This is a genomic window from Streptosporangium sp. NPDC002524 (assembly GCF_040295985.1).
Lineage (GTDB): Bacteria > Actinomycetota > Actinomycetes > Streptosporangiales > Streptosporangiaceae > Streptosporangium.
The window spans coordinates 59,595-82,722 of the sequence record NZ_JBEOWK010000026.1; the positions used below are offsets into that span (position 1 = coordinate 59,595).

36 protein-coding genes are annotated in these 23,128 nt (G+C 72.2%); all 36 read left to right on the top strand.

Features of this window, described 5'->3' with window-relative positions:
• The 36 genes from ABT053_RS34315 to ABT053_RS34490 all read left to right on the top strand — a co-directional run bounded on the left by ABT053_RS34315 (position 1) and on the right by ABT053_RS34490 (position 23,104).
• Positions 1 to 690, top strand: coding sequence for a hypothetical protein (locus ABT053_RS34315; protein ID WP_350974861.1), 690 nt, complete (start codon positions 1 to 3; stop codon positions 688 to 690).
• Positions 690 to 1,340 (top strand): hypothetical protein, encoded by a 651-nt coding sequence (locus tag ABT053_RS34320; protein ID WP_350974863.1) that lies wholly within the window; start codon positions 690 to 692, stop codon positions 1,338 to 1,340. Before ABT053_RS34315 ends, ABT053_RS34320 begins: the two co-directional genes overlap by 1 nt.
• Positions 1,337 to 1,756 (top strand): hypothetical protein, encoded by a 420-nt coding sequence (locus ABT053_RS34325; RefSeq protein WP_350974865.1) that lies wholly within the window; start codon positions 1,337 to 1,339, stop codon positions 1,754 to 1,756. Before ABT053_RS34320 ends, ABT053_RS34325 begins: the two co-directional genes overlap by 4 nt.
• Positions 1,753 to 2,073 carry a hypothetical protein gene (locus ABT053_RS34330; protein WP_350974866.1) on the top strand — a complete coding sequence of 107 codons (321 nt, stop codon included), beginning with the start codon at positions 1,753 to 1,755 and terminating at the stop codon, positions 2,071 to 2,073. Before ABT053_RS34325 ends, ABT053_RS34330 begins: the two co-directional genes overlap by 4 nt.
• Complete coding sequence (locus ABT053_RS34335) at positions 2,070 to 3,152, top strand: tyrosine-type recombinase/integrase (protein ID WP_350974867.1); 1,083 nt, start codon at positions 2,070 to 2,072, stop codon at positions 3,150 to 3,152. Before ABT053_RS34330 ends, ABT053_RS34335 begins: the two co-directional genes overlap by 4 nt.
• Positions 3,149 to 3,835, top strand: a complete 687-nt coding sequence (locus ABT053_RS34340; protein ID WP_350974869.1) for a DNA translocase FtsK — start codon at positions 3,149 to 3,151, stop codon at positions 3,833 to 3,835. Before ABT053_RS34335 ends, ABT053_RS34340 begins: the two co-directional genes overlap by 4 nt.
• Positions 3,832 to 4,101 (top strand): hypothetical protein, encoded by a 270-nt coding sequence (locus tag ABT053_RS34345; protein ID WP_350974871.1) that lies wholly within the window; start codon positions 3,832 to 3,834, stop codon positions 4,099 to 4,101. Before ABT053_RS34340 ends, ABT053_RS34345 begins: the two co-directional genes overlap by 4 nt.
• A 2-nt stretch (positions 4,102 to 4,103) precedes the next feature.
• Positions 4,104 to 4,493, top strand: a complete 390-nt coding sequence (locus ABT053_RS34350; protein WP_350974873.1) for a hypothetical protein — start codon at positions 4,104 to 4,106, stop codon at positions 4,491 to 4,493.
• Positions 4,494 to 4,905: 412 nt separating this feature from the next.
• Positions 4,906 to 5,253 carry a hypothetical protein gene (locus tag ABT053_RS34355; protein WP_350974875.1) on the top strand — a complete coding sequence of 116 codons (348 nt, stop codon included), beginning with the start codon at positions 4,906 to 4,908 and terminating at the stop codon, positions 5,251 to 5,253.
• Positions 5,250 to 6,038, top strand: coding sequence for a hypothetical protein (locus ABT053_RS34360; RefSeq protein WP_350974876.1), 789 nt, complete (start codon positions 5,250 to 5,252; stop codon positions 6,036 to 6,038). The genes ABT053_RS34355 and ABT053_RS34360 overlap by 4 nt, the downstream gene beginning before the upstream one ends.
• Before the next feature lie 3 nt (positions 6,039 to 6,041).
• Positions 6,042 to 6,731, top strand: a complete 690-nt coding sequence (locus tag ABT053_RS34365) for a DUF6221 family protein (RefSeq protein WP_350974878.1) — start codon at positions 6,042 to 6,044, stop codon at positions 6,729 to 6,731.
• On the top strand, positions 6,731 to 7,441 hold the full coding sequence (locus ABT053_RS34370; protein WP_350974880.1) for a DUF6221 family protein: 711 nt from the start codon (positions 6,731 to 6,733) through the stop codon (positions 7,439 to 7,441). Before ABT053_RS34365 ends, ABT053_RS34370 begins: the two co-directional genes overlap by 1 nt.
• Before the next feature lies 1 nt (position 7,442).
• Entirely contained in the window at positions 7,443 to 7,661 is a 219-nt protein-coding gene (locus ABT053_RS34375) for a hypothetical protein (RefSeq protein WP_350974882.1), read from the top strand.
• Between the two features lie 55 nt (positions 7,662 to 7,716).
• Positions 7,717 to 7,902 (top strand): hypothetical protein, encoded by a 186-nt coding sequence (locus ABT053_RS34380; RefSeq protein WP_350974884.1) that lies wholly within the window; start codon positions 7,717 to 7,719, stop codon positions 7,900 to 7,902.
• A gap of 50 nt (positions 7,903 to 7,952) precedes the next feature.
• Entirely contained in the window at positions 7,953 to 8,627 is a 675-nt protein-coding gene (locus ABT053_RS34385) for a hypothetical protein (RefSeq protein ID WP_350974885.1), read from the top strand.
• Positions 8,624 to 9,148, top strand: coding sequence for a hypothetical protein (locus tag ABT053_RS34390; protein ID WP_350974887.1), 525 nt, complete (start codon positions 8,624 to 8,626; stop codon positions 9,146 to 9,148). The genes ABT053_RS34385 and ABT053_RS34390 overlap by 4 nt, the downstream gene beginning before the upstream one ends.
• Positions 9,145 to 9,543, top strand: coding sequence for a DUF6221 family protein (locus ABT053_RS34395; RefSeq protein WP_350974888.1), 399 nt, complete (start codon positions 9,145 to 9,147; stop codon positions 9,541 to 9,543). The genes ABT053_RS34390 and ABT053_RS34395 overlap by 4 nt, the downstream gene beginning before the upstream one ends.
• A complete protein-coding gene (locus ABT053_RS34400; protein WP_350974889.1) occupies positions 9,540 to 10,001 on the top strand; it encodes a DUF6221 family protein in 462 nt (153 codons plus the stop codon). Before ABT053_RS34395 ends, ABT053_RS34400 begins: the two co-directional genes overlap by 4 nt.
• A 299-nt stretch (positions 10,002 to 10,300) precedes the next feature.
• Complete coding sequence (locus tag ABT053_RS34405) at positions 10,301 to 11,971, top strand: Thoeris anti-defense Tad2 family protein (RefSeq protein WP_350974891.1); 1,671 nt, start codon at positions 10,301 to 10,303, stop codon at positions 11,969 to 11,971.
• Entirely contained in the window at positions 11,968 to 12,750 is a 783-nt protein-coding gene (locus ABT053_RS34410; protein WP_350974892.1) for a hypothetical protein, read from the top strand. The genes ABT053_RS34405 and ABT053_RS34410 overlap by 4 nt, the downstream gene beginning before the upstream one ends.
• Complete coding sequence (locus tag ABT053_RS34415; RefSeq protein ID WP_350974895.1) at positions 12,750 to 13,307, top strand: hypothetical protein; 558 nt, start codon at positions 12,750 to 12,752, stop codon at positions 13,305 to 13,307. The genes ABT053_RS34410 and ABT053_RS34415 overlap by 1 nt, the downstream gene beginning before the upstream one ends.
• Positions 13,304 to 13,960, top strand: coding sequence for a hypothetical protein (locus ABT053_RS34420; protein ID WP_350974897.1), 657 nt, complete (start codon positions 13,304 to 13,306; stop codon positions 13,958 to 13,960). The genes ABT053_RS34415 and ABT053_RS34420 overlap by 4 nt, the downstream gene beginning before the upstream one ends.
• A gap of 32 nt (positions 13,961 to 13,992) precedes the next feature.
• Positions 13,993 to 14,196: a hypothetical protein gene (locus ABT053_RS34425; protein ID WP_350974899.1), complete on the top strand. Its 204-nt coding sequence runs from the start codon at positions 13,993 to 13,995 to the stop codon at positions 14,194 to 14,196.
• Entirely contained in the window at positions 14,193 to 14,459 is a 267-nt protein-coding gene (locus tag ABT053_RS34430) for a hypothetical protein (RefSeq protein ID WP_350974901.1), read from the top strand. Before ABT053_RS34425 ends, ABT053_RS34430 begins: the two co-directional genes overlap by 4 nt.
• The gene (locus ABT053_RS34435; RefSeq protein ID WP_350974903.1) at positions 14,456 to 15,046 is read left to right on the top strand and encodes a hypothetical protein; all 591 of its coding nucleotides are present in this window, start codon (positions 14,456 to 14,458) and stop codon (positions 15,044 to 15,046) included. Before ABT053_RS34430 ends, ABT053_RS34435 begins: the two co-directional genes overlap by 4 nt.
• On the top strand, positions 15,043 to 15,561 hold the full coding sequence (locus ABT053_RS34440; protein ID WP_350974905.1) for a hypothetical protein: 519 nt from the start codon (positions 15,043 to 15,045) through the stop codon (positions 15,559 to 15,561). The genes ABT053_RS34435 and ABT053_RS34440 overlap by 4 nt, the downstream gene beginning before the upstream one ends.
• Before the next feature lie 135 nt (positions 15,562 to 15,696).
• Positions 15,697 to 16,509: a hypothetical protein gene (locus tag ABT053_RS34445; RefSeq protein WP_350974906.1), complete on the top strand. Its 813-nt coding sequence runs from the start codon at positions 15,697 to 15,699 to the stop codon at positions 16,507 to 16,509.
• 82 nt (positions 16,510 to 16,591) lie between these two features.
• On the top strand, positions 16,592 to 16,888 hold the full coding sequence (locus ABT053_RS34450; protein ID WP_350974907.1) for a hypothetical protein: 297 nt from the start codon (positions 16,592 to 16,594) through the stop codon (positions 16,886 to 16,888).
• Positions 16,885 to 17,508 (top strand): DUF6221 family protein, encoded by a 624-nt coding sequence (locus tag ABT053_RS34455; protein ID WP_350974909.1) that lies wholly within the window; start codon positions 16,885 to 16,887, stop codon positions 17,506 to 17,508. The genes ABT053_RS34450 and ABT053_RS34455 overlap by 4 nt, the downstream gene beginning before the upstream one ends.
• Positions 17,496 to 18,326: a hypothetical protein gene (locus ABT053_RS34460; RefSeq protein WP_350974910.1), complete on the top strand. Its 831-nt coding sequence runs from the start codon at positions 17,496 to 17,498 to the stop codon at positions 18,324 to 18,326. The genes ABT053_RS34455 and ABT053_RS34460 overlap by 13 nt, the downstream gene beginning before the upstream one ends.
• A 311-nt stretch (positions 18,327 to 18,637) precedes the next feature.
• Complete coding sequence (locus ABT053_RS34465) at positions 18,638 to 19,771, top strand: hypothetical protein (RefSeq protein ID WP_350974911.1); 1,134 nt, start codon at positions 18,638 to 18,640, stop codon at positions 19,769 to 19,771.
• 79 nt (positions 19,772 to 19,850) lie between these two features.
• Positions 19,851 to 20,372, top strand: a complete 522-nt coding sequence (locus ABT053_RS34470) for a hypothetical protein (RefSeq protein ID WP_350974912.1) — start codon at positions 19,851 to 19,853, stop codon at positions 20,370 to 20,372.
• Complete coding sequence (locus tag ABT053_RS34475) at positions 20,369 to 21,328, top strand: hypothetical protein (RefSeq protein ID WP_350974914.1); 960 nt, start codon at positions 20,369 to 20,371, stop codon at positions 21,326 to 21,328. Before ABT053_RS34470 ends, ABT053_RS34475 begins: the two co-directional genes overlap by 4 nt.
• On the top strand, positions 21,325 to 21,720 hold the full coding sequence (locus tag ABT053_RS34480) for a hypothetical protein (RefSeq protein WP_350974915.1): 396 nt from the start codon (positions 21,325 to 21,327) through the stop codon (positions 21,718 to 21,720). Before ABT053_RS34475 ends, ABT053_RS34480 begins: the two co-directional genes overlap by 4 nt.
• Complete coding sequence (locus ABT053_RS34485; RefSeq protein WP_350974916.1) at positions 21,717 to 22,394, top strand: hypothetical protein; 678 nt, start codon at positions 21,717 to 21,719, stop codon at positions 22,392 to 22,394. The genes ABT053_RS34480 and ABT053_RS34485 overlap by 4 nt, the downstream gene beginning before the upstream one ends.
• Positions 22,395 to 22,441: 47 nt before the next feature.
• On the top strand, positions 22,442 to 23,104 hold the full coding sequence (locus tag ABT053_RS34490) for a hypothetical protein (RefSeq protein WP_350974918.1): 663 nt from the start codon (positions 22,442 to 22,444) through the stop codon (positions 23,102 to 23,104).
• Positions 23,105 to 23,128: the final 24 nt, after the last annotated feature.

The following is a 23,128-nucleotide window of genomic DNA, read 5'->3' on the forward strand; positions in this document are numbered from 1 at the left end:
ATGAACCCCGCGACCCAACACCTCAAAGACACCCTCATCGCCCTCGGCGTTCCGCGATGCACGATCGTCACCCGGACCGACCTCGGCCTCACGTCCGCCTCGATCCAGGACTTCGCGCACCGGCGGCTCGTCGCCGACCGCGCCGCCGAGCTCGCCGAGCCGGGAAGGTACGGCGTCTACATCACCCGCTACCCGTGCGGCTGCGTCCCCGCCGTGCGGATCAACAACGACCCGGGCCACGCCGGACAGGTGACCACGATCTCCGCCGAGCCCATCGGCCACATCTGCCCGGCGGCCGCCATCCCGGCGACGGCCCACGACGTCATGGACGCGATCGTCCGTGGCGCCCAAGACTTCTTCGCGTACGAGAGGCAGCGCCACGAGGCGTGGCTGGCCTCGCCCGAGCAGGTCGAGAAGCGGGCCGCGATCAAGGCGCGCCGCTCGGAGGCCGCGAAACGCGGTTGGGACACGCGCCGGGCCGCCCTGCAGCAGGAGAAGGAGGAGCAGCTCCGCGAGGAGGAGCTGGACGAGCTGGAGAACGCCGCCAGCCGCGACGGCCAGGCGTGCCCGGCGTGGGACCTCCCCGGGCCTCCCTACCGCGGGGAGGTCCCCTGCACCCTGTACGCGGGCCACGAGGAGCCGCACGAGAACGTGCGGTACGGGCTGACGTGGGACTGGGAGAACGCGTGATGGCGCGGCGGCGCGGCAAGCGGAAGAACCCGCCGCTGATCACCCGCAAGCACGCCTCCGCCCTGGCCGTCAGCGGACCCCGCACCGTCCTGGTGGTCCACGACAGCGGCCACATCACCCTCACCACCCCCGACGCGTTCCTCACCGGCGGGGCCGGCCGCATCGCGCTGTGCCGCGCCGACCTCGACGAGGCCGGGGTCCGCTTCATCGCCGACTCCGGCGGGCGGCTCGCTCGAGGCAGCGGGGAGATCCTTGACCCGCTCCTGGCCGACGTGAACGCCTACCTCGCCGCCACCTGGACGCACGCCCGCCCGCCGCACGTCACCCACGTCCTGGCCCGCGCCGTCCTGGCGCCGGACGGCGACTACACCGCCGTGGTGCTCGACGAGGACGGCGCCGTCACCCTCGCCACCGACGACGACCTCCCCGGCCGGGGGCGGGTCCTGCTCACCCGGGCCGAGCTGAACGCCGCCGGAGTCCAAGGCTTCGGCTCCATCTCCGGGCGGATCGCCCGAGGCAGCGCTCCCCTCTTCACCGCGTTCCTCGCCGACCTCAACACCCGGCTGGCCCAAGAGTTCGCCGTCCCCGCTCCCGAGAGCTTGAGCGACTTCCTCGCTACCCTGCGCCCGCGAGAGAGGACGCCCACATGACCGACCGGCCGTACTACATCGACGACGAGCTCGTGGACCGCCGCGCCCACCGGCTCATCATCGACATCGCCCCAGCCTCCTCCGAGGAAGCCGGGCGGCCCCTCTACATCGGCTCGTGCCTGTGCGGGCAGATGGACCCGACCCCGCCGTGGGACGACTACGCCGTGTGGGAGAGGTTCGACGCCCACATGTCCGACGTGCAGGACGTCGTGCACCGCGCCGCCGAGCAGGCCGCCTACATCAGCTCCTACTACGACGTGCCCGCCCAGCTCGGCGCCCGCGTCGTCGCGGACGGCAAGCCCGGCACGATCGTCGGGTTCGACGACGCCCGGCTCCTGGTGCTCCTCGACGGCCACACCGAGCCCGCCCCCCACCACCCGACGTGGCACATGGAGTACGTCAAGGACGACCAGTGAGCACCTGGGAGGAGCGCATGGCGCAGCGGGCCCAGGCCCGCCAGACTTCCGCGCTCGAGGCCGAAACCGAGGCGTGGCAGGAGTGGGAGCGCCGCGCGGTCGCCCACGGGGAGAAGACCATGCCCGCCCTGCCTGGCGAAGAACGGGAGCTCGAAGGCTCCCACGCCGGGCACCTCGAGCACTGGTGCGGCGTCGGGTTCAGGTGCTCGTGCGGCGCGATCAGCGGGGTGACGTCCTACATCCCCACCGAGGAAGACCCCGGGCCGTGTGAGATCTGCAAGGTCCGGAAGATCGCCGGAGCAGTGGACTCACCGTGACGGACACTCTCCCGGAGCTGGTCCCGGCGGGCGGCGAACTGCTGCCCGCCGGGCCCGGCTACGACTACGACCCCGCGACCGACCCCTACCGGGTCTACCTCGACAGCCTCGACAGCGCCGAGTCACGCCGTACGATGCGCGGCTGCCTCGACCGGCTCGCCCGCATCCTCTGCGACCGGCCCACCACGGACAAGACCATCACCGGCGCCGGCTTCCACTGGCACCGGCTGCGCTACACCCACACGGTGCGGCTGCGCGTCCTGCTCCAGGAGCAGAAGACCAAGAAGGGCGAACCCTGGTCGACCAACTACGTCAACAAGCACCTCGTCGCCATGCGCAAGGTCCTGGAACACGCGTGGCAGCTCGAACAGATGACCGCCGAGGACAAGGAGCGCGCGCAGAAAGTCCCCGAGGTGAAGGGCACCCGCCTTCCGGTCGGCCAGCACGTGCCCATCGAGACCATCGGCCTGATCCTCGACGCCTGCGACGCCGACACCAAGAAACCCGCCACCACCCTGGCCGGGCTCCGCGACGGCGCGCTCATCGCCACCCTGGTCTCCACCGGCGTCCGCCGCGCCGAGGCCGCCGACGTCACCATGGCCGACTACAACCCGCGCACCAAGACGCTGCGGGTCATCGGCAAGGGCAACAAGCAGCGCGAGGTCAACCTCGCCCCGTACGCCGTCATCCGCATGGAGAAGTGGCTCGCCCGCCGAGGCCGCGGACCCGGCGCCCTGTTCCCCCGCTTCAACCGAGGATCCCGCGCGAACGGGCCCAAGATCCGCATGCGCGAGGGCCGGGCCGTGCACGTCCAACCGCAGGGCATCGCCGACATCCTCGACGCGCGCCTTACCCAAGCCGGGGTCGACGCCAGCATCAACCCCCACGACCTCCGCCGCACCTTCGTGGGTGAACTCCTCGACGCCGGCGTCGACCTCGCCACCGCGCAGGAGCTCGCCGGCCATGCCTCCCCCGCGACGACGGCCCTGTACGACCTGCGCGACGGCCGCCGCCGTGCCGCCGCCGTCGCCCTGCTCCCCGAACCTCCCGCCGCCCCCACCGGAGACGCCGCACCATGACCGCCGACCCGCGCGACCTCGCCACCACGCTTCACGAGGCCACCGCCAACCTCCACGCCTACATCGAGCACCGCGCCGAGGAGATAGCCGCCCCGCGCATCGCCCAGGCCGAGGCCGCCACCGCCGCCCAGGCCGCCGAGATGAAGACCAACTTCGACTTCGAGATGCGCCGCCTTGGAGACCTCCGCGACGAGCTGCGCCGCCACCTCCTCGTCATGGAACAGCAGAACGAGCAACTGCGATGGCTGGCCCAGTACCTGCCGGAGCCGTTGAAGCCGCTCGCGCTCGGCGCCCGCACCGCCCCCCGCCCGCCGCAGACCCTGACCGCAGACTGGTTGGCCCTGGTCGAGAAGCTCGCCGGGGAGGTGCCCGGCGGTGGCTTGCTCGCCGGGGAGGTGCCCGGCGGTGGCTTGCTCGCCGAGATCGGCGACGACCGCGGCCTGCTGATCGAGGCGGCCGCGGCGGTTGCCCGCCTCTCGCAGACGTCGGCCCCGAGGATCCAGCGGAAGATCCGGGTCGGGTTCGCCAAGGCCGCGCGACTGCTGGACCTGCTGGAGCAGTGCGGCATCGTCGGCCCGCCCCAGGAGAAAGGAACCCGGGAGGTCCTGGTCAAGATCGAGGACCTGCCCGCAGTGCTGGAGAAGCTCGGCATCACCACCCCAGAGAGGAACACCACATCATGAAGTCCGACAACACCGCCCCGCCCGTCACCGCCTCAATACGGGACTACTCGAGCGGACAGCCCATCCCCCGCAACGAATACGAGATCTTCCTCCGCAACTGGATGGACAGGGCGGGGGGCAAGGGCCAACTTCCCCTGCTCGACGCCGGGGAAGCGCACGTCGTGGCCGCGCTCCTCGACGAGCTCGCGGGCGAGTACAAGGACGAGCCCCTCGGCCGCCTGGCCCGAGAGATGGCTGTACGGATCAACGACCGGATGGGCATCTGAACATGACCCGACGCGACAGGGAACACCAGGCAGCCCGCCGCCTCACCGAACGCCACGGCGACGAGATGCCCAAGAGGCTCGCCGAGAAGTTCGACGACTACGCCATGGGCCCGCTCGACGGACTCATAGCCTGCGGCGACGCCGTACGTCGGATCAGGGAGCCAGACCAGTACGGAGTATTCCCGCCCACCAACGACCAGGACGTCGACGACGGGCTCCTCCTCCTCGTGAGAGCCCGCTGGAGTTTCGCCGTCGACCAGGTAGCCATCATCGAGCAGGCCCGAGCCAACGGGCGCACCTGGGAGGAGATAGCCGACCTCATGGGAGTCCCCGTCAGCCGCGCGAAGAACCTCCTCACTCAACTCCGCAAGCAAGCCATGCCTCTTTCCTGAACCCCGCCCCTCCCCCTCCCCTCCACCACGGTTTCGAGCGTTTCGGGAGGGGTCTACGCGCGGGCGCGCGTGCGAGGGGGTGTGTGCGGGGCTGTGGGGTGCGTGTGGGGCTCGGGCCGGTTGGTCCGGGCCCTTCGTGTGTGTGGGTGTTGTGGCTGGTGTGGGGGCCGTTTGGATGCGGCGCGACGTTAACTCGGAAATGTGCTCCACTCCTCTCCCCGGTGAGGAGAGGAAGTAGATCTACGTGGCGAAGTCCCCCCCTGCGGCTGTCCCTGTGGCTGATCCGCCGATGCCTGAGGTGTTGCCTTCGTACGGCGGGCCGTGCCCGAAGTGTGGCCATCCTTCGGCGTCGACGGAGTATCGGCCGGCGCGCGATGAGCTGAGGCCCACGTGGGGTCCCGGGCTACTGCTGGTGGAGAAGAGGGCGCTGCCGGATCGGATGATCCGCCGGTGCTTCCGGTGCCGGCACGTGTGGGCCGAGGCGCCGCTCGACGCCGCGGTGGCGGGCGCCCAGTTCGGGGTTCGGTTCGGGTTCGCGACGGGGCTGCGGTCGCGTGGGTTCGCCCGGCGGGCGGTCTTGTACGGGCGGCGCCTGGGCCTGTCGGTGGAGCTGCAGCACGATCGCGGGCTGGTCTGGCGGACGTACGTGCTGACGGCGCGCGGGCCGAGGCAGACGGTGCTGCGGTACAAGCGGGTCGTCGGCCGGGTCATCGGTGCTCTGGTGGAGCAGCGCGGCCGGGGCCGGGGGCGGGGCCGGTGAGTCGCGAGGTTCGCCGGGTCCCCCTGGACTTCGATGCGCCGCTCGGCCAGGTGTGGTCGGGGTACGTGATGCCGGAGCACCTGTGTGAGCGGCGGTGTCCGGCGTGCGAGCACGGGGTGGCTCCGTCGCGGGCGTGGCTGGAGTCGATCGTTCACCTGCTGATGTTGCTGCCGGATGAGACGGGGGCGGCCGCGGTGCGGCGGACGCGGGAGGTCGGCCGGTCTGTGCCGATGCACCCGTACCTGCGGGCCGTCAAGCGCCGCCCGGTCGGGCGGCCGGGTGAGGACATCGAGGCGCTGACGGGCGGGTTGGCTGGTCGCCCCCCACGGGAGGGGCGGCACGACGACGTCGACCGGGGTCACGCCGTGGCGGCGATCCTCGGCGCGGGCGGCCTGGACCCGGAGACGTGGGGCATCTGCGAGACGTGCGGGGGCGAGGCGACGCTCGAGGTGTGGCCGGGCCAGCGCGAGGCCGCCGAGAAATGGGAGGCGACCGAGCCGCCGGCCGGGGATGGCTGGCAGCTGTGGAACACCGCCGGTGACCCGGCGCCGTGCACGCCGGTGTTCGCGACTGAGGCCGAGTTGGTGGCGCACCTGGTCGCCGCGGACGGGTACCGGCCCGAGGCCGCCGCCCGGCTGGTCGCTGATGGCGGGTCGATCGGGTCGTTCTGGCAGATGGCCCACCCGGGCGGCGGCCGCGGGCCCATGTACGACGCGGCGCGGAACGCGGACCTGATTCCTTTCATGATCCCGGCGCGGAACGCGCTGGCGGGCGGGGGTGTGTGAGCCATGGGGAACTGCATCATCAAGGTGAACCGGGGGCCGGAGGACCTGTACGTCCGGTGGACGTCGGTGTTGGAGTCGCCGACGCACATGGGTACCCGGGCGGAGCTGACCGAGGCGATCGTGGCCTTGCACCCCACGGTCAGCGTGACGGCTCTGGGGCTCGACCAGTGGTTCGGCCGGGCCGATGAGCTGGGGTCGTCGGCGGGGATCGCGTTCGCCCGGTGGGAGTCGCTGGGGTGGACGGTCGGCCACCCGCACCGGGAGAGGCGGTGGCTGCCCCGGGCGCGGCTCGCCGAGTACACGCGCGCCGTCCTGGACGGCGACGCCCGCGCCGGGTTCGCCGCGTTCGCTCTGACGTTCCCGCCCCGCTGGGAGCCGGACCGAGCCCCGGCCGCGGATGGGCCGGACATGGCCGCGTTCCTCGAGGCGCGGCTCGCTGAGTTCACCGGGGTCGAGCGCAACCACGGGACGGAGGGGTGCGACCTGTGCGGGCACACCCCGGCCGTCCCTCTGGCGATGGTCGCCGCTCAGCGCGCGGTGATCACCCGATACCTGCGTCAGCTGAACCTCCTGTCGGACGGCCTGGGCGGGCTGCTGACCCAGCACCTGGCCGTGGACCTGGAGACGACCCTCCGCGAGTTCGCCGTGGCGTTCCACACCCACCCCGGCTACCGGTACGAGTGGAGGCCCTGATGAGCAGCAGTCGGGAGCAGGAAGCCGCGATGGTCGAGTTCTACGCCGCCCGGCTGGCGGAGGTCGAGGACGCGGCCCAGAAGGTCACCGACGAGGACTGGGACGTGATGACCGCGCCGATGGCCTACCAGGCGGTCGCGCACGCCGTGGGGAACCGGCCGGCGCGGGTGCTGGCCCGGGTCGCGTCCGAGCGGCGGCTGCTGGAGGAGTACCGGCGGGCCGTGGTCGCTCACGAGAGTCTGCGGGGGATGCCGGACTCGGCTGCGTGGGCAGCGGAGCGGGCCCGGTACCGGGGATGGCGTCATGGGTTGTGCACGGCGCTGGCGACCTTGTGTGAGACCTACAGCGACGTGCCGGGGTACCGGCCGGAGTGGGCGGCGTTCACCGCGGTGAGCCGGGCCACGCCGCGGTGGCTGGAGGACATCGCCCACCAGTGGATGACCGGCGAGTCGGTCACGGCGCGGATGCCGGCCGGGGTGCGGCGGGTGTGGGTGTCCTACGTCATGCCCTTCCCGATGAGCCCGGACGAGCCGCGCGGCACTCTGCGGTTCCGGGCCCACGCGGTGCTCGACGACGGCACGGAGCTGTCCACGCAGGCTCGGGAGTTGGAGCAGGCGTTCGTGCTGCACGCCCCGAAGGGTTCCTCAAAGGAGCCCTCAAACCCGGGCGCGGCTGGTCAGCCGTCGCTCGCCGCTGCGGGGGTGGAGTGACATGGGCTGGGATGTGGTGACCTGGGCCGCGCTGTTCGCGTCGGTCGCGGCGGTCGTGAGTTCGGTGGGTCATTTCCACCGGGCCAAGAGGTCGGCGCTCGCCGCGCAGGCCTCCGCTGACGAGGCCGAGAAAGCAGCGGACGAGGCGGAGAAGGCGGCCGCGGTGGCGGCGGCCGCGCTGATGGTGGCCCGGCGGGCGGCCGCCAGGAGGACCCGCTGATGCCCGGCCAGAGCTGCCCCGTCGACGGCCCCGAGATGCGCGGGCAGGCCGCCGCGTGACGTACGGGCAGGTCTTCCTCATCTACCTCGCCGTGGCCGTGGTGACCATCCTGATCCCCGCCCTCGTGGCAGCCCCCGGCATGGGCCGGTGGTTCCTGCCGATCACGCTGCTCGCCTTCACGGTCTACGTCGCCGGGATGGGCATCGTGCTGCACCTCCTGAGGATCGGGGTCCTGCGGTGACCCCCTCCTCCCCTCCCCCTCACCTTCCCTCGGAAAAGAAGGCTGCGCCTGTGACCTCCCGGACCTCGGCCGTGCTCGTCCTGAGCATGATGACCACGCTCCTCGTCCCACCGCTTTTCGCTCAGGACATGTTCGCCGGCAACCTCGCCGCCGTGATCATCACCTACGTGGTGGGCTCGATCATCGCCATGATCGTCATCGCGGACCTGGTGGCGCTCGCCAACGACGCCGAACGGCCCCGAGAGCAGTCCAGGCGCTCGGTCCGCAGGATCCTCAGCATCTCCTACGCCGTCACCGCGGCGGCCGCCGTGCCCCTGGTCATCGCCACCCGGTTCGACGGTGCCGTCGCGGCCGCCGCCGGCATCCTCGGCGCGTTCGCCTTGGCGCTGCCCACCGCCCGCATCCTCCTGCGCCTGGCGGAGATGGCCGGCGCCGTCGCGCCTCCGCCCATCCCCGAGGGGTGCGACGCCTACCTGCCCCTGGCCGGGTTCACCGCGCCGCGCTGGTTCCGCCTCTCCCAGGCCCGGTGTGTCCGCCGGTTCCGCACGGGCGAGGAGATCCGCGTCGGCGACGAGCACGGCAACCGGGCGGTCGGCCGAGTCCTCGGCCCGCTCGGCAACGTCCACGGCAGCAGCCCGGCGGTGCGGGGCGTCCTGGTGGAGCTCACCTCCATCACGCAGGCCGAGCCCGCCCCCGCCCCCGCATCGGATGGAGCCGCGAAGTGACCAGCGAGCCCAACCCCACGCCTCCCCTGACCGAACAGGAACCGACCTTGTCCGCCACCTTCGCCAGTCTGCGCGACTCCCTGGCCACCCTCACGATCCACATCGCGGTGTTCTTCTTCCCCTCCGTCTACGTCGCCGCCACCTTCCCCGGGAGCCTCACCGCGCTAGTCCTCGCCCAGACACTCGGCGCCGTCTGGGTGATCGTCTTCGGCAGGGTGCACCTGATCCTGGCGCGGATCGTCGGGGATCCGGACGTCGCCCGCGCCTACGAGGCCACCGCCGAGATCCTGCCGATCCGCGACGGCCTGGTGCTCGTCTTCTCCGTGGGCGCCACGGTGCTCCTGCCTCTGGCGATCGCCGCCCGGGTGCCCGGCCCCGACACCAGCCCCCTCTTCATCGGCCTGGGTGTCGGTGTCGGGTGGGGCCTCCTGGTGGGTGTCGCTCTGCGGAACCTCCTCGCCGAGGCCCGCGACGCCATCCGCCAGGCCACCCAGGAGACCGCTCCGGAGGCCGCCCTGTGAGCGAGCCCAGCGCGGCCGTGGCCGCGATCCTCGCCCACCTCGACGAGGACGAGGAGACGGCCCACGGCGCCGCCGAGGAAGCCGGGGAGGCCGAGTGGTCGCCCGGCGGGGACTACAGCGACACCGTCCGCACCGAGGAGGCCGGGATCGCCGTGGCCGCCGGCCCCTGGTCGGACGGCTTCCTGCCGGACGGGCTGCGTGACCACATCGCCCGCCACGACCCCGCCCGCACCTTGCGCCTGGTCGAGGCCCTGCGCAAGCTCCTGGAGGCTCACCTGGGGTACTACGGCGACGGAGACGACGAGTACCTGCCCGTCCCGACGATCTCGATCCTCGCGGGCATCTGGGACGACGGCGGAGCCTCCCGGGGTCCGGTCGGCGCGGTGACCGGGTGAGCGGCCGTAACCCGCTGGCCGTGCTCGTCGCCGCGGTCCTGGACGAAGACGAGCAGCTGGCCAGGCTGATCGGCCACGGCGGGTTCCACCCGCAGACCTGGCACCTCGAGCCGTCCCGCAGCGGCAGGTGGATGCGGGTGTACAGCCGGTCGCGGATGCTCGGTGACCCGCCCGAGGCGGCCGACCACGACGGGGACCCGCCTGTGGCCCTGGTGACCACCGGCCGCGGTGAGCACGAGCACATCGTCCGCCACGACCCGTCGCGCGTCCTGGACGAGGTCGCGGCCAAGCGGCGGGTCCTGGCCCGGCACCCGGGCGCGACCGCGGACAGCGAGTGCCCCGGGTGCGGCGCGCACCTGGACGGCACCTGGGTGACCCCGCCCGGCGGGACGTGTCCGGAGCTCGCCGACCTCGCCGCCCCGTACGTCAGCCCCGAGGCCAAGCGGGTGGGCTGGTGAGGTGGCCGTGGTCGCGGCGGCCCGCGCCGGAGCCTTGGCTGCCCGGGACGAAGTGGCCGCCGGTGCACCGCGGGCCGGCGGCATCGCAGGCCGTGCGCACGACGCCGGACACCAGCCCGCTGGGGCCCCCGGACCCCCACACCGACCTGATCGACGCCCCAACCCCCCAAGGAGCCCCCGAAATGACTGTGTGTAGCCACAATGGCGAGGATGTGGGTTCTCGGCCCGGGAATCCTGGCACCCCCACCCCCGTTTCGGTCACGGATCGTGACAGGGAGGAGCGGGAGAGGCGCCTCCGGGTGCGGCTGGCCGACCTTGAGCAGGCCGTCGAGGACCGGCGGGCCGGGGTCGCGGAGCGGGCGCTCCGGAAGGTCGCGGAGCTTGCCGCCCAGCACCTGGCCAGCACTCGACCCCAGGGTGGCCGGCCTGCGGTGCTCGGCTTCCTGGCGGGCGGGCCTGCGGTGGCGCACCTGGCCGAGCTGGTGCTGGCCATCACCGGGCCGCCGCCCGGCCGCGCCGGGGCGGAGTTCGCCGACCTGCGTCCCCCCGACGAGCCGCCCCAGAGCAGCACCCCTGAGGCCGCCCCAGCTCACCCCGCCCCGGTGGAGAGCGTCGAGGAGGGGTGGGTGGACGTGACGCAGAGGCCGAAGTGGACGCAGGTCCTCCTCGCCGTCGAGAAGCGCTACCCGCTCATGGGCGAACTGTTCCTGAAGCACTGCACCGCGGCCGACATGGACGAGGGAGGAGCCTTCGCCGAGGAGCGCACGGTACGGGTCACGTTCGACAGCTTCGACGCCCTGGATCAGTGCTTCCTCCTGCGCGGTCATGCCCTCCTGGCCGAAGTGCTCCACGAGTTCTTCGGCCGGCGGTGGAAGGTCGAGTTCCGCATTGCGCCGGAGCCGTCCCAGAGCGGCCCCGCGGCCGCGCCCTCGCCCGCGCCCTCGATGCCCTTGTACACCTGGATGGCGGCCCTCGACGTCCTCAAGCAGCGCGAGCCGTGGGTATGGGCCTTCCTCGCCTGGTACTGCGTCGGCATCTCCGTGGGTACGGACGAGGCCCTCGACGACGGCAAGTCCAAGATGGTGCTCACCTTCGACCACCCCAACACCATGAACCTGTTCTTCCTGCGCAAGGAGGGAGAGCGCCGGTTCCCGCAGATCCTCGAGCAGGTGCTCGCCGAGGTCACCGGCTGGGAATGGTGGGTCGCCGCCGAGGCCGCCGCTCCGCCGACCGCCCCGGCTCCGGCCGACGAGGTGCTCATCAAGGAGCGGATGCGGCAGCGGCTGGCCGAGCGCGGTCAGCAGGACCCGGCCGCCGCCGCGCCGCCCGCGCCCTCGGCGTCGGTGGCTTCGGACACTTGGCTGGCCGCGCTCGACCTCGTCAAGCAGCGCGAGCCGCTCGTGTGGAACTTCCTCGCCCGGCACTGCGTCGGCCTGACCGCGGACCCGGGTACAGCCCCGGGGGCCGACCCGCCGAAGCTGATGCTCACCTTCGAGAACCATGAGGCCGCGCGGACGTTCTCCGAGCGCTTCGTCATCTACCCGGGCAGGGTCCAGGAGTATTGGCGGATCCTCGGCGAGGCGCTCAGGGAGGTCACCGGCCAGCAGTGGCTCCTGAGGGGCGCGGGGCCCACCGTGCCTCTGGTCTACAAGCTGGCCCAGCAGGAGCAGGCCCGCCAGGAGCAGGCCCGCACCGGCGGCGGGTTCGGCGCCGCCCTGGAGCAGCTGCGCGCGGGCCGGCGCGTCGCCCGCGAAGGCTGGAACGGCCACGGCATGTTCGTCGTCCTCCAGAAGGGCTACCCGGACGGCATTCCGATCAACAAGAACACCGCTGAGGCCACCGGCATGGTCGAGGGCACCGTGTGCGCGTTCCGGCCGTACCTGATGATGAAGACGGCCAACGACGAGTTCGTCCCATGGGTCGCCAGCCAGAGCGACCTCCTCGCCGAGGACTGGGCGGTCGTCGAATGACGAACACCACGGTCGGCATCGACTTCGACGTGCCCCTCCACCGCTACCGGCAGGGCTGGCACGACGGCACCATCTACGACGAGCCCACGCCGGGCGGGCTCGAGGCGCTGCGCACCCTCATGGGCCAGCACGCCGTGTTCATCTTCACCGCCCGCAACGACCTCCAGGCCGTCGCCGCGTGGCTGATCCGCCACGGCATCCCCGCCGCCACCCTGTACGACCTGCGCATGGCTGAGGGCCTGCAGTACTCGATCGGCACGTTCTGGACGCGGCGCGACGTCGTCCTCGTCACCGACCAGAAGTATCCCGCGGTCGCCTACATCGACGACCGGGGCATCCGGTGGGAGTCGTGGCCGCAGGCTCTCGCCGACCTGCGGGCCGTCCTGGGCGAGGATGACCGTCTCACCGCTGGGGAGCTCCTCGCCGCCGCCGCGCAACGGGTCATGGACGCCGAGGACGGGCCGACCGCCGAGGAGGTGGAGCTCGCCGCCCACCGGGTGATGCGGGCCGTCCTGAGCGACCGCGAGCTGAAGATCGCCTACCAGCGGCTGACGCTCGCGCTGCAGCGCTCCCAGATGACCGACTGGACCGCCGACTCGGGCGACGACGAGCTCGGCATCCTGCGCCTGTCCTGCGGCCACGCCAAGCTCTGGCACCCCAGCCTCGTGGTCGTCGACGGGACGACCCTGTGCGCGCCCTGCGGTGAGCAGCGCACCGCGACCCGCATCGTCCACACCCCCACCACCCCCGCCCCTGCCATCTCGAAGGAGACCCCCTGATGACGACGCAGCCGTACGAGCACACCAGCCCCGGCGGGAACAGCCTGACGGTCGGCCCCGCACTCGCGCCCACCGGCGGCCGCGCCGCCCTGCTGAGCGTCACCTCGAACGTGTCGGGGCCCCGGCAGAGCAAGAACATCCCCGCCGCCGACGTCGGCCAGTTGGTGGGCGCGCTGTACACGGCGGTCGGGCGCGACGTGATCGTCGCCGACCGCCTCCCCGAGAAGGAGCCCAACCTGTGGGAGGGCGGCGGCGGCACGGCCCGCGCCAGCGGCGGCAAGGTCCACTTCCAGGTCGACGACGATGACGACGACATGGGCGACGACGACGTGAACATGACGCTGGAGCCCGACGAGGCCGAGCAGGCCGGGATCGCGCTGATCCTCGCCGCCCGCGCCGCCCGCCGGCAGCCGTCCCCCCACCGGGTCCTGGACCTGGCCCGGACCCTCACCAGCCTTGACCCCGGCTGGCCGAGCGCCGCGCCGGGCGAGCGCCACATCACCGTGGCCGAGGGGCTCCTGACGAACTTCGAGATCCGCGCCCGGGAGGACGTGTGACCATCCCCGCGGCTGCTCAGAACCCGTTCATCACCCGCGCGGAGTACCTCCGCTCCCTCAGTGACATCGCCGCTTCCACCCCCTCACAGGAGATCCCCCGGATGACCCCGGCCGCCACGGACGACATAGAGCCCCTCCTGGCCTACAACACTCCTTCCGACGTGAACGGGCTGGAGGTGCTCGTCTCGCCCTCGGCCTACAACAAGGGCGCCGTGCTGAGCGTCGTCTCCGGCGACAAGGTGGACAGGCTGAGCACGATGGTGCTGGACGACGACCTCGACCGGGTCGTGACCACCATGTACAAGGCGGCCGGCCGCGACGTCGTCATCACCGACCGCGTCGCCGAGATCGAGCCCGGGGCCTGGAGAGGCGGCGGCGGCGCGGCCAGCGTGTCCAACGGGGCGGTGCGCTTCAACCACGACCGCGTCGAGTGGGACATGCACCCTGATGCCGCCGAGCAGATGGGGGCCGCGCTGATCCTCGCCGCCCGCGCGACGCGGCGGCGGCCGCCGTACGCAGCGATCCGCGAACTGGCCACGGCGCTCGCCCGCAGAGACGAGCGCTGGGACCTGGTCGAGCCCGGGGACCATCACGTGAACATGGCCGAGGGGATCCTCCTCGCCTTCACCCTCACCCCCCGGGATGACGTGTGAAGCGGCCCGCGACGCACAGCTACAGGATCCACGTGGAGAAGGTCGGGCTCATCACCTGGCGGGCCCAGGTGATGTTCTCCGGCTCGCCGGAATGGAAGCTGCGCGGCGGCTTCCCGGGGCGTCACGGCTTCACCCGGACGCAGGCGCTCCGACGTATTCATCGGCTGTGTGACCGCAACGACGCAGCTCCAGCGCGTGTGATCGGAACCGTCTACTACGGCGGGGAGGACGTGTGATCTTCGCTCTGCAGGTCCTGTTCGTCTGGGTGTGCGCGGTCCTCGCGCTGTTCTCCATGATGGGCTGCCTCGGCCTCGGCAACCTCGTGCTCTCGGCCTCCGGGCACGGCACCTGGCGGACGCATCTGGCGCTGTGGGTCACCTGCCTGGTCGTAGCCCTCACCTGCCTGTCGGTCATGCCTCGCTATATCGGCGACAGCCCGGACGGGGACCGGTGGGTCTTCTGCGACACGCGGCCCTGCCCGCCGGTGGAGGGATCATGACCGTCATCGCTGGACTCGTCCACGAGGACCGCGTGCTCCTGGGCGGCGACACCGCGCCCGCGTCCGCGCTGGAGGAGCTGCGCCACCTCGCCCAGCCGAAGGTGTTCGGCCTCGGCCCGTACGTGCTCGGGTTCACCGGCGCCTACCGGCCGGAGACGATCTTGAAGTACATGCTCAAGGAGCGCGAGCGGCGATACCTGCTCGCAGCGCCCCCTGAGGGATCGGCCGAAGACGTCCACCACTTCGTGATCACGAAGCTCGTGCCCGTGCTGCGCAAGTGCCTGAGCGGCGCCAGGGACGCAAACAAGGAGGAGCGCAAGAGCCGGACCGAGGGGACGTTCCTGCTCGGGGTCCGTGGCCAGCTGTTCACGATCGAGGCCCGCCACGACGCCGAGTACGAGGTCGAGGAGTGCACCGAGGAGTTCACCGCCCTCGGGGCCGGCGCCCCCGCCGCGCTCGCCGCGCTCCACGCCACGGCCGGTCTCGGCCTGGGACCGACAGACCGGCTCAGCCGGGCGCTGTCGGCCGCCAACCGGTTCGCCGACGAGGTGCAAGGTCCCTTCTACGTGGCGATCGAGGCTCGGTGAGGACGCGGTGCCCGGAGTGCGGGGCGGCCCGGCCCGAGGAGGGGCACCGGCCGGGCTGCGTGCGGCTGTGCCCGCGCTGCCTGTCCGGTGACCTGGTCGAGTGGTCGTGGTCGATGCACGACTGGAGGGGCCGCTACCGGTGCGGGCACGTCGTCCACCTCGACCTGGCCCAGCTCTTCGAGCACGCCGAGGAGAACCGGCGGCGGCGCGCGGAAGCCGAGCGGGCCGCCCAGGTGCGGGAGGCGGCGCGGATCATCCGCGAGCACCTGGACGCGACGCGGCTTCTGGTGCTGCTCGGGTTGCTGTCGCCGGGGGAGGCGCTCGAGCCGACGTTCGGGGCGGACCGGACCCGCTGGTCACAGCGGCTGCCCGTCGCGTGGCCGTGGAGGTTGGGCCGGGGTGAGCCGCTGCGGTCCGGGGCCGGGTGGGTGGAGAACACGACCGGGCGGCCTGAGCCGGTCTTCGCCGCTGGTCACCCTCTCCTGCGGGGGAGCCTGTCCGACCCCGCAGGTTGACCTCGCGAACTCGATCAATGTAAGCGCCATAGGCCAAAATCAGTGTAAGATGAGGGGGGGTGTTCTGTGGCCGTTCCGGTCCTGGGCCGTCCAGGCAGGCACCCCTCTCCCTTCCTGCAGAGATGGAGCGCACCCATGACGCACGACCAGGACGTCCTCGACGACTACCGCCGCCAGGAGCAGGCCGCCCGGCTCGGCTGGACGGCCGCGCACGCCGCGGCGGTGAGCCTGGCCGCTGCCGGCGAGCTCCACCAGGACGGGCGCGGCTTCTACCGCAGCGGCGTGCGCGGCGGCCGGGGCCGGGCGGTGTCCCGTACCCGGGTCCAGGTCCTAGAGGCCGCGGGCTTCCTGACGACGGGCGGCGGCCCGGTGACCCTCACGGCGGACGGCCGGCAAGCGCTGATCGCGTGGAACGCCGTCGACGTCGCCCCGGCCGCCGAGGAGGCCAAGGAGCTGCCGCCGCTGTACGGCGGGCAGGAAGCCGCGCGCCGCTACCAGGTGTGGCAGGCCAACATGGCGCGCGGGGAGGCGGAGTCGCGCGCCCGGCTGCAGGAGGCGATCGCGGTGGCCGAGGCGAGCTACCAGGCCGAGCAGGTGCTGCTCGAGCAGCGCGCCGCCGAGCGGGCCGGGCGCCGGTTCGCCTCCGCGGCCGCGGCGTGGGATGCGATCAACGGCCCCGCCGAGGCCTTCGTCTACACCGACGACGGCACCGTCGAGACCCACACCGGCGTCTCCCCCGAGGACCTGGACGCGCACACCGTCCCGGCGCCGCGCGTGGCGCCGGTCGCTCCGCTGCGCCGCCTCCTGCCGACCCGCCCCGCGCGTCGGCCGCTGGTCCGCCCGGCCGCCGAGCAGCGCCGCCCGCGCACGCTGACGCGCACCCACCCCGGCGGCCACCGCGTCGACCGGCCCCACCGTGGCCAGCCGCCCCGCCTGGCCACCCGCTGACCTCCCCTCGGGGTGCCGGCGCCTTCACCCGGGCACCGGCCCCGGGGCTCCGTGCAACCCACCGACCAGCCGAGGAACCGACATGATCGCTACCGCTCCCCCTCCTCCTGACGAACGGCCAGGGGAGAAGACCCTCACCATCATCTGCGCCTTCGACGGCGCCGAGGCCGAGCAGGTCCGCCGCGAGGCAGGCCTGACTCGCGGCAACTCCATCTACCCCGTCTCCGCGGAGTCCTTCCACGGGCTCTTGCGGGTGGAGGTGTACGTGATTGAGACGCCCCGCTTCTGCGAGCGCCCGGACGCCGGCCTCATCCTCCGGCAGCTGCGCTCGTGCTGCGCCGTGCAGAAGCCGCACCCCAGCCAGAGAGAGAAGCGATGACCACCGACATGCCGCCCCGCCCGCTCGCCTACACGGCGATCTGCGCCTTCGACGAGGCCGAGGCCAGGCAGGTGCAGCGCGTGCTCGACCTCGACGACTCCGAGGCTGGGTACGTACGAAACCTGATCGCCGCGCAGGCCATCCACGTCCTGGGCCTCAACGTGATCGAGACCCCGAGCTTCGCCCAGCGGCCGGATGCCGTCGAGATCCGCCAGGCCCTGCGCGTGGCCGAGGAGCTCGGCACCACCACCATCGTGGCCACCGTGGTGGATCTTGAGACCGACCCCGGCCGCGCGATGGTCGCGTTCTTCGCGGCCCGGCTCGACGAGCGCCAGGCCGCCGCGGAGAAGACCAGCGACACCGAGTACGCCTGGAACGTCGACCGCTCCATCACTGACGGCTCCGTCAAGCACGCCGACCTGTATCCCCCCTCCTGGGCGTTGCGTGACATCGCCGCGGGCCGGGAGCTGATCCGCCAGTACGAGGAAGCGCGGGAGTACTACGAGAAGCGGACGAGTGCCCCGGCCGGGGAGCTGCACGGCTTGTATGCCGCGCTCGCGCTGCGGGTGTCGGTCTACCGCGGGCAGCACCCGGCCTACGACAGCAGTTGGAAGCCGTGACGCCCGCCGAGGTGATCGCCGGCGTTCTGCGCCACGTCGAGGGTGAGGGGATCGGCTACGCCGAGGCGGCGGCGCTCGCGGGCGACGTCCTGCGCGCCCTCGCCGTACGGGGCATGGTCGTCGTGGACCGCGCCGAGCTCTCCCAGACGATCGACGAGGCTGAGACCTTTCGCCACGACTGCGGCGGCGACGCGGAGGACGAGGCCCGCCTGGAGCGGCTGCGCGCGGTGGTGGCCGCGGCTGTCGTCAGCGAGGACGAGCGGGCCCTGCAGCAGGACAGGGAACGTTCGGTCTTCCTGGAGACGCTCCGTGCGGCCATAGACAAGACGCTCGCGGGGCCGGTGTACTCGCCGGCGCTCTTGACGGAGCCCATCAGATGGATGTCGCCTGCGGAGTGGGCGCGTCACTCGGGTCCGCCGGAGCCGCGCCCGGCGCCCCTGCTCCTGGCGAAGGCCGTGCAGACCTGCTCGGCGTGTCCATCGGAGTGGAGTGCCTGGACCACGGCAGGCCAGTACCTCTACCTGCGCTACCGGTCCGGCATCGGGACCGTCGACGCCTACCCCGGCCCCGACCCCAGCACCTGGGCGGACGTCCCGAATGGTCTCCTCGCGCGCTTCGGCGAGCCGGGCATGGACGGGGACATCGCCCTGGAGGACTTCCTCGCCGCCTCAGGCCTGGAGCTGGCGCCGGGAGCGGAGATCTCCAGCGTGGTGCGGGTGCCCATGGGTGAGTGGCGCCATGCCCGCGATCCGCAGGGCCGTGTCGTGTGGGTGACCTTTGGCGATGGGGGCGTGCTGGGGGGCGTCGAACTGCTCTGAGGCGCGGGTGTGGGCCAGGTCACATGGTTTGTGCACTGGCGGTGCTGAAGCCGACCGAAGCCGATCGGACACTGATGAAGCCGATCGGAGGCTCATCTCGGCAGGGGAGCCGGGGGCCGTTGAGCGGGTCCTGCCCGCTCCCGTCTCTTCTTCTGCCGATGGGCTCACACACTTACACCCCTCGCCCCCCGTTAATTGGACATTCGTAAGGATCATATGCCAATATACGTGTGAGCAAGAGGGGTGGGCGGGTCCAGCGCCACAAGCCCCCCTGCACACCCCCGCCACTCCCACACCCGAGGTGAGACCACGTGAGCCGCGCCAGCGACGTCGACCAGCTCGTCCGCAAGGCATGCAAAGAGCACAAGTTCGACGCGGTCAAGCTCGGCCGCGAGTGGGTCGTCACCAACTCGGCCACCGGCCGGACGGTGACCGTCCCCTTGAAGGCCATCGGCCAGAACCTGAGCAGCTACCGCAACCGGCTCACGCGCCTGGCCCACCCCCTGGAGGCGGACGCCCCCACCACCGCCGACGACGACGCCCAGGAGGACCTCGACATGGCGAGCCCCATCCAGACCCTGCTTGAGCGCGCCGACGCCTCCGGCGTGGCCGTCCGCATCCGCGGCGGACTCCTCCAGGTGTCCGCCGCAGACCCCAGCGGCGAGGCCTTGGCCCGGCTGATCCGCGACCGCGCCCCCGAGGTCTACGCCCACTTCGCCCCCGCCACCCACACCGAAAGCGAAAGCATGCCCACGATCATGGAAACCGCCCACATCACCCCGGCCACCCCCGCCCGGGACCTGCTCACCGACGCCCGCCTCGTGTGGGACCTGGTCCGCGACGAAGCCGCCGACCGGGGGGACAAGCCCGGCAGCAACGCCGGGCAGCCCGGCGTGCTGTGGCACGGCGCCATGGGGCAGCAGATCCGCACCCTGTGCCCGGAGTGGGACGACGAGTACGTCCGGCAGATCAGCGTCTTCCTGACCAACGCCGGGCTGTGGAAGTGCCAGGACAAGCAGGCCAAGCCCTCCCCGATCTGGTGGCTGCGCAACGAGTGGCGCGACGTCCCCGCCAGCGAGCGCAGGCCGGTGCCGACCCCGCCCCCCGCCAAGGCCGCCAAGGCCGCCAAGACGACCAGCCCCGCCGCTGCGGCCCCCGCACCGCCCGCCCCGGTCGACGATGCCGAGATCACCCGCGTGATCGAGATCCTCAACGCCGCCCGCGCCGCCACGGCCCGCATCACCGTCCTGGAGGACGACATCGTCGCCAGGACGGTCCGCATCCACGAACTCAGCGACCAGGTGACCGCCCTGGAAGAGGAGGTCACCGACCTGCGCAAGGAAAACGCCGCCCTCGCCGACGAGGCGGCCAAGGTGCCCGCCCTGGAGGCCAAGATCAGCCGCTACGAAGCCGCCGCCGCGATCTTCCGGGGCGACCTTCCCTGACCCGTCACCACCTCGTACGGGCGGCCCTGACCGGGGCCGCCCGTACCGGCATTTCCCCACCGAACCGGAAGGAAGAACTGTGAGCATCCTCAAGGACCTGGAAGGGCTGTGCCCGCCCGGGACTCGCCCGTACCGGTGGGCCCGCGAGATCGTGGCCACCGACCTCCTGGCCCAGGACCGCGACAGGGCTCTCGCCCGCGTGACCGAGCGGCTCGCCGAGCTCCTCGACAACCAGCCCTTCATCACCTACGTCCATGACCTGACCGACGACGACACCGCCGAGGGCGGCGATCTGGAGTGGGCTCTGTGGTCGCTGCAGAGCGGATACACCGCGGTGTACGCCGTAGCCCTGCGCGCGGTCCCCGGCGCCACCGAGCAGATCGTGTACCGGGCCGCGCCGGACGTGCCGAACGGGTGGGTGCCGGAGGGGTGGGAGGGCCGGTGGGTCGACCGGGCGAGCATGAACGGTGAGCCGCTGGTAGTCGTGCCCCCGGTGGACGGATGGGGGTACGGTGTCGGCCGGCCGACCGGCCGGGTCGAGTTCAACGAGGGTGGGCAGGTGGCCGAGGTGTACGAGGTGACCAAGGACGTGATGGTGTGAGCCGTATCTACTTCGCCTCCCCCTCGGGGCAGGCCGAGCTGCTCGGGCCGGAGTACGCGCGGCTCAGCAGGCTGTGCCGGCGCATCGCGGAAGGACTGATGGACCCCAGAGGGGTCGACATCCTCGAACGGCTCCAGGAGATGGTGCCGCCCAGCCACTCCTTGTCCCGGCAGCGCGTCACCGATACCGATCTGGAGCAACTCGACCGGTGGGCGTCGTCCTACCTCACCGCGTTCCACCTCGGTGACGATGGGCTCATGGTGTACGGCAGGCACCCCGGCCAGGCCTACGGGGGGCGGCCGGTGGCGACGTTCGACCTGGCGTTCAACACGGCGCTGCAGGTCGGCTCCGACACAGTGAAGCTCGCCGCCCGCATCTACGGCCAGGCCGAGATCCACGGCTACGTCGAGGGTCCGAACCGGGCGTGGCTGGCCGGTCTCATCGACCGAGGCTTGGCCGAGGGCGTGCTGCGGCGGGGGTTCTCCGTCACCAGCGGGAGCGCCACCTCGTGGCTGGAAACCGGGTGGCGGGAAGTCGCCGAGTTCCTGCGCTCCCGCGACGACGAGCCGGTCGTCATGAACGGCAGCTTGGCCGGCAACTTCTTCCCCTCCGTGGCCACCTCCGGCTGGACGCCGCCGGAGGGCACCGACCCGATCCCGGCCTCCTGGCGCGACTACCCGGCGGCGTGGGAGGAGCTGGGGGAAGACGAGCGCGACAGCTACCGGGAGGAGGAGCGTGAGGAGCTGTTCGACGCCCTGGACGTCGCCGAGCAGTGGCGGGTCGGCATGCAGGAGCTGCGCCGCCTGTCGAAGACGCAGCGGCTGGAGCTGGAGCCGGACGGGTGGGATGACTTCCGGTACGGGCACCGCCTGTCGGTCCTGGATCTGCAGGCCGAGGACTGGCGGATCCGGTTCGAGCGGGCGCTGGACGCACAGGCCGCGCAGGTCGCCTCATGAGCGCGGCCGCCGGAGTCGAGTGGTTCGGGCCGCAAGAGCTGCGCGAGCTCCTGGCCGCGGTCGGGGAGCACCTGGGCGCCGCACGCTGGGAATCCCGGTATGAGTCCGGCGCTGTAACCCTGTACGGCCAGGCGTGGCTCTCCCCGAGGGACTACGAGCGGCTGTCGGCCAGCGAGATACGGCGGGCCCTGTACGACAAGGCCGAGCGGGTACTCGCCACGGTGGAGACATGCGGGTGGCCGCCGGTCGCACAGCCCCATGTGGAAGTCCTGCCCCTGCCCGTGGACGCGCCGATGTGGGGTGCGAGTCGTCCCGGCCTGCGGATGACGTTCTACCTGGCTTCGCGCCGTACGGTGAACCCCCCGGATGAAGGATCGGAGCGCACCCGATGAGCCGCTACGCCTGGTCCACCCGCGAGGAGTGGGCCGCCGCTGCCGAGCATTCGGTGCGGAGTTTCTGCCTGCCGTTGGAGCGCGTCCCGGCCGGGCACGAGCACTATCTCACCGCGGCGGAGCTGGCCGAGATGGACGCGCTGTACGTGGCGCTGTCCACGGCTGTGCGAGCTCCCCTCACCGCGGAGATCCGGCGGCTCAAGGCCCTGCTGCCCGCGCCGATCCCGGCGAAGCCACTTGATCGGGCCCGATGGTACGACGGCCTCACCGTCGAGCAGCAGGCCGCGTGGCAGAGCCTGCGGGACCTGCGGAACGCCCGGCTCGTGATCGGGCGCCGCGCGCAAGGGCAGACCTACCAGCTGATCGGGTGGGCGCGGTTCCCGCTGTCGTTCAGCGTGCTGTCGCCCGAGGTCGCCCCGTTCGTTGCCGACGCCGAGGGCCTGGCCCGCCTCGCCGAGCTGGAGGGAAAGTACACCCGGCTCCGAGAGCAGGCCGCCCAGGACGCGCTCGATGCGGCGATCGCCGAGGCGGTGAGAGTCCGAAATTCTGACGAGGGCTGGGCCGTGGAGGTGGAGCGACGTCGGCAAATCGACGATGGCCCGCTCCTCACCTACCAACGGCCGGCCGATCCCCGCGAACGGGGAGACAGCCGCCCAGCCGATGGTGAACGCTGACCCTGGCGGGCACCGCGGCCCGCCCCGTACCCGCTCTGGAGGATCCTGTGACCGACACTGAGACCGAGACGTACCCGTACCGGGTGGTCGACGGCAGGGGAGACGGCTGGCTGTCGGTGAAGCCGCACACCGAGGAGGACAAGGCGCTCGGCGTGCCCGTCGTCTACCAGGGCAGGCCGGGCCAGCCGAACACGACTCTTGAGGCGCTGACCGCCGAGCGGGGCCCGGTGCGCCCGGTCGTGCTCCCCTCGGACGACGACGACGAGGCGCTCCGCCAGGCGCTGACCGGCGCGGGCAGGAAGGCGGCGGGCACGCTGGCCGCCGCCCTGTACCGGGTCGCTTGCAAGGCCTCGGACGCGGCGGGCAGGCGGGCGCCGGACCTTCTTGTGGCGGGGCGGCCCGGGTCGTGGGAGTCCGCCTCCATGCGGCAACTGACCTGGGAGATCGGATCCGACATCAAGCCCAAGTGGGTCGACGCCGCGGCGTTGGGCGTGCTCGAGGAGATCCTGACCCGGTGGGTCCTGAGCCCCGACTCCTTCGTGGAGGTCGCTGAGAACCTCGCCAGCGTGTTCGGCCCCGTGGTCGACGCCGCCGGCGGGTGGGAGAAGGTCGCTGACCAGTGGCTGGTGGCCGCCGACGCCAAGGCCGGCGGCGCCTTCCGCAACTATCTGGCCAGCTGCGCCGACACGTACGGGCCCAGTTCCTGGTGATCAGGTCCCCCGGCCCGGCCCGGT

What these genes read in the sequence shown, in the direction of transcription:
- ABT053_RS34450 (WP_350974907.1), top strand. Translation starts at nt 16,592, where the DNA reads ATGATCGCTACCGCTCCCCCTCCTCCTGACGAACGGCCAGGGGAGAAG.
- ABT053_RS34345 (WP_350974871.1), top strand. Translation starts at nt 3,832, where the DNA reads ATGAAGTCCGACAACACCGCCCCGCCCGTCACCGCCTCAATACGGGAC.
- ABT053_RS34370 (WP_350974880.1), top strand. Translation starts at nt 6,731, where the DNA reads ATGAGCAGCAGTCGGGAGCAGGAAGCCGCGATGGTCGAGTTCTACGCC.
- ABT053_RS34350 (WP_350974873.1), top strand. Translation starts at nt 4,104, where the DNA reads ATGACCCGACGCGACAGGGAACACCAGGCAGCCCGCCGCCTCACCGAA.
- ABT053_RS34485 (WP_350974916.1), top strand. Translation starts at nt 21,717, where the DNA reads ATGAGCCGCTACGCCTGGTCCACCCGCGAGGAGTGGGCCGCCGCTGCC.
- ABT053_RS34435 (WP_350974903.1), top strand. Translation starts at nt 14,456, where the DNA reads ATGACCGTCATCGCTGGACTCGTCCACGAGGACCGCGTGCTCCTGGGC.
- ABT053_RS34365 (WP_350974878.1), top strand. Translation starts at nt 6,042, where the DNA reads ATGGGGAACTGCATCATCAAGGTGAACCGGGGGCCGGAGGACCTGTAC.
- ABT053_RS34320 (WP_350974863.1), top strand. Translation starts at nt 690, where the DNA reads ATGGCGCGGCGGCGCGGCAAGCGGAAGAACCCGCCGCTGATCACCCGC.
- ABT053_RS34375 (WP_350974882.1), top strand. Translation starts at nt 7,443, where the DNA reads ATGGGCTGGGATGTGGTGACCTGGGCCGCGCTGTTCGCGTCGGTCGCG.
- ABT053_RS34455 (WP_350974909.1), top strand. Translation starts at nt 16,885, where the DNA reads ATGACCACCGACATGCCGCCCCGCCCGCTCGCCTACACGGCGATCTGC.
- ABT053_RS34340 (WP_350974869.1), top strand. Translation starts at nt 3,149, where the DNA reads ATGACCGCCGACCCGCGCGACCTCGCCACCACGCTTCACGAGGCCACC.
- ABT053_RS34410 (WP_350974892.1), top strand. Translation starts at nt 11,968, where the DNA reads ATGACGAACACCACGGTCGGCATCGACTTCGACGTGCCCCTCCACCGC.
- ABT053_RS34325 (WP_350974865.1), top strand. Translation starts at nt 1,337, where the DNA reads ATGACCGACCGGCCGTACTACATCGACGACGAGCTCGTGGACCGCCGC.
- ABT053_RS34445 (WP_350974906.1), top strand. Translation starts at nt 15,697, where the DNA reads ATGACGCACGACCAGGACGTCCTCGACGACTACCGCCGCCAGGAGCAG.
- ABT053_RS34415 (WP_350974895.1), top strand. Translation starts at nt 12,750, where the DNA reads ATGACGACGCAGCCGTACGAGCACACCAGCCCCGGCGGGAACAGCCTG.
- ABT053_RS34315 (WP_350974861.1), top strand. Translation starts at nt 1, where the DNA reads ATGAACCCCGCGACCCAACACCTCAAAGACACCCTCATCGCCCTCGGC.
- ABT053_RS34480 (WP_350974915.1), top strand. Translation starts at nt 21,325, where the DNA reads ATGAGCGCGGCCGCCGGAGTCGAGTGGTTCGGGCCGCAAGAGCTGCGC.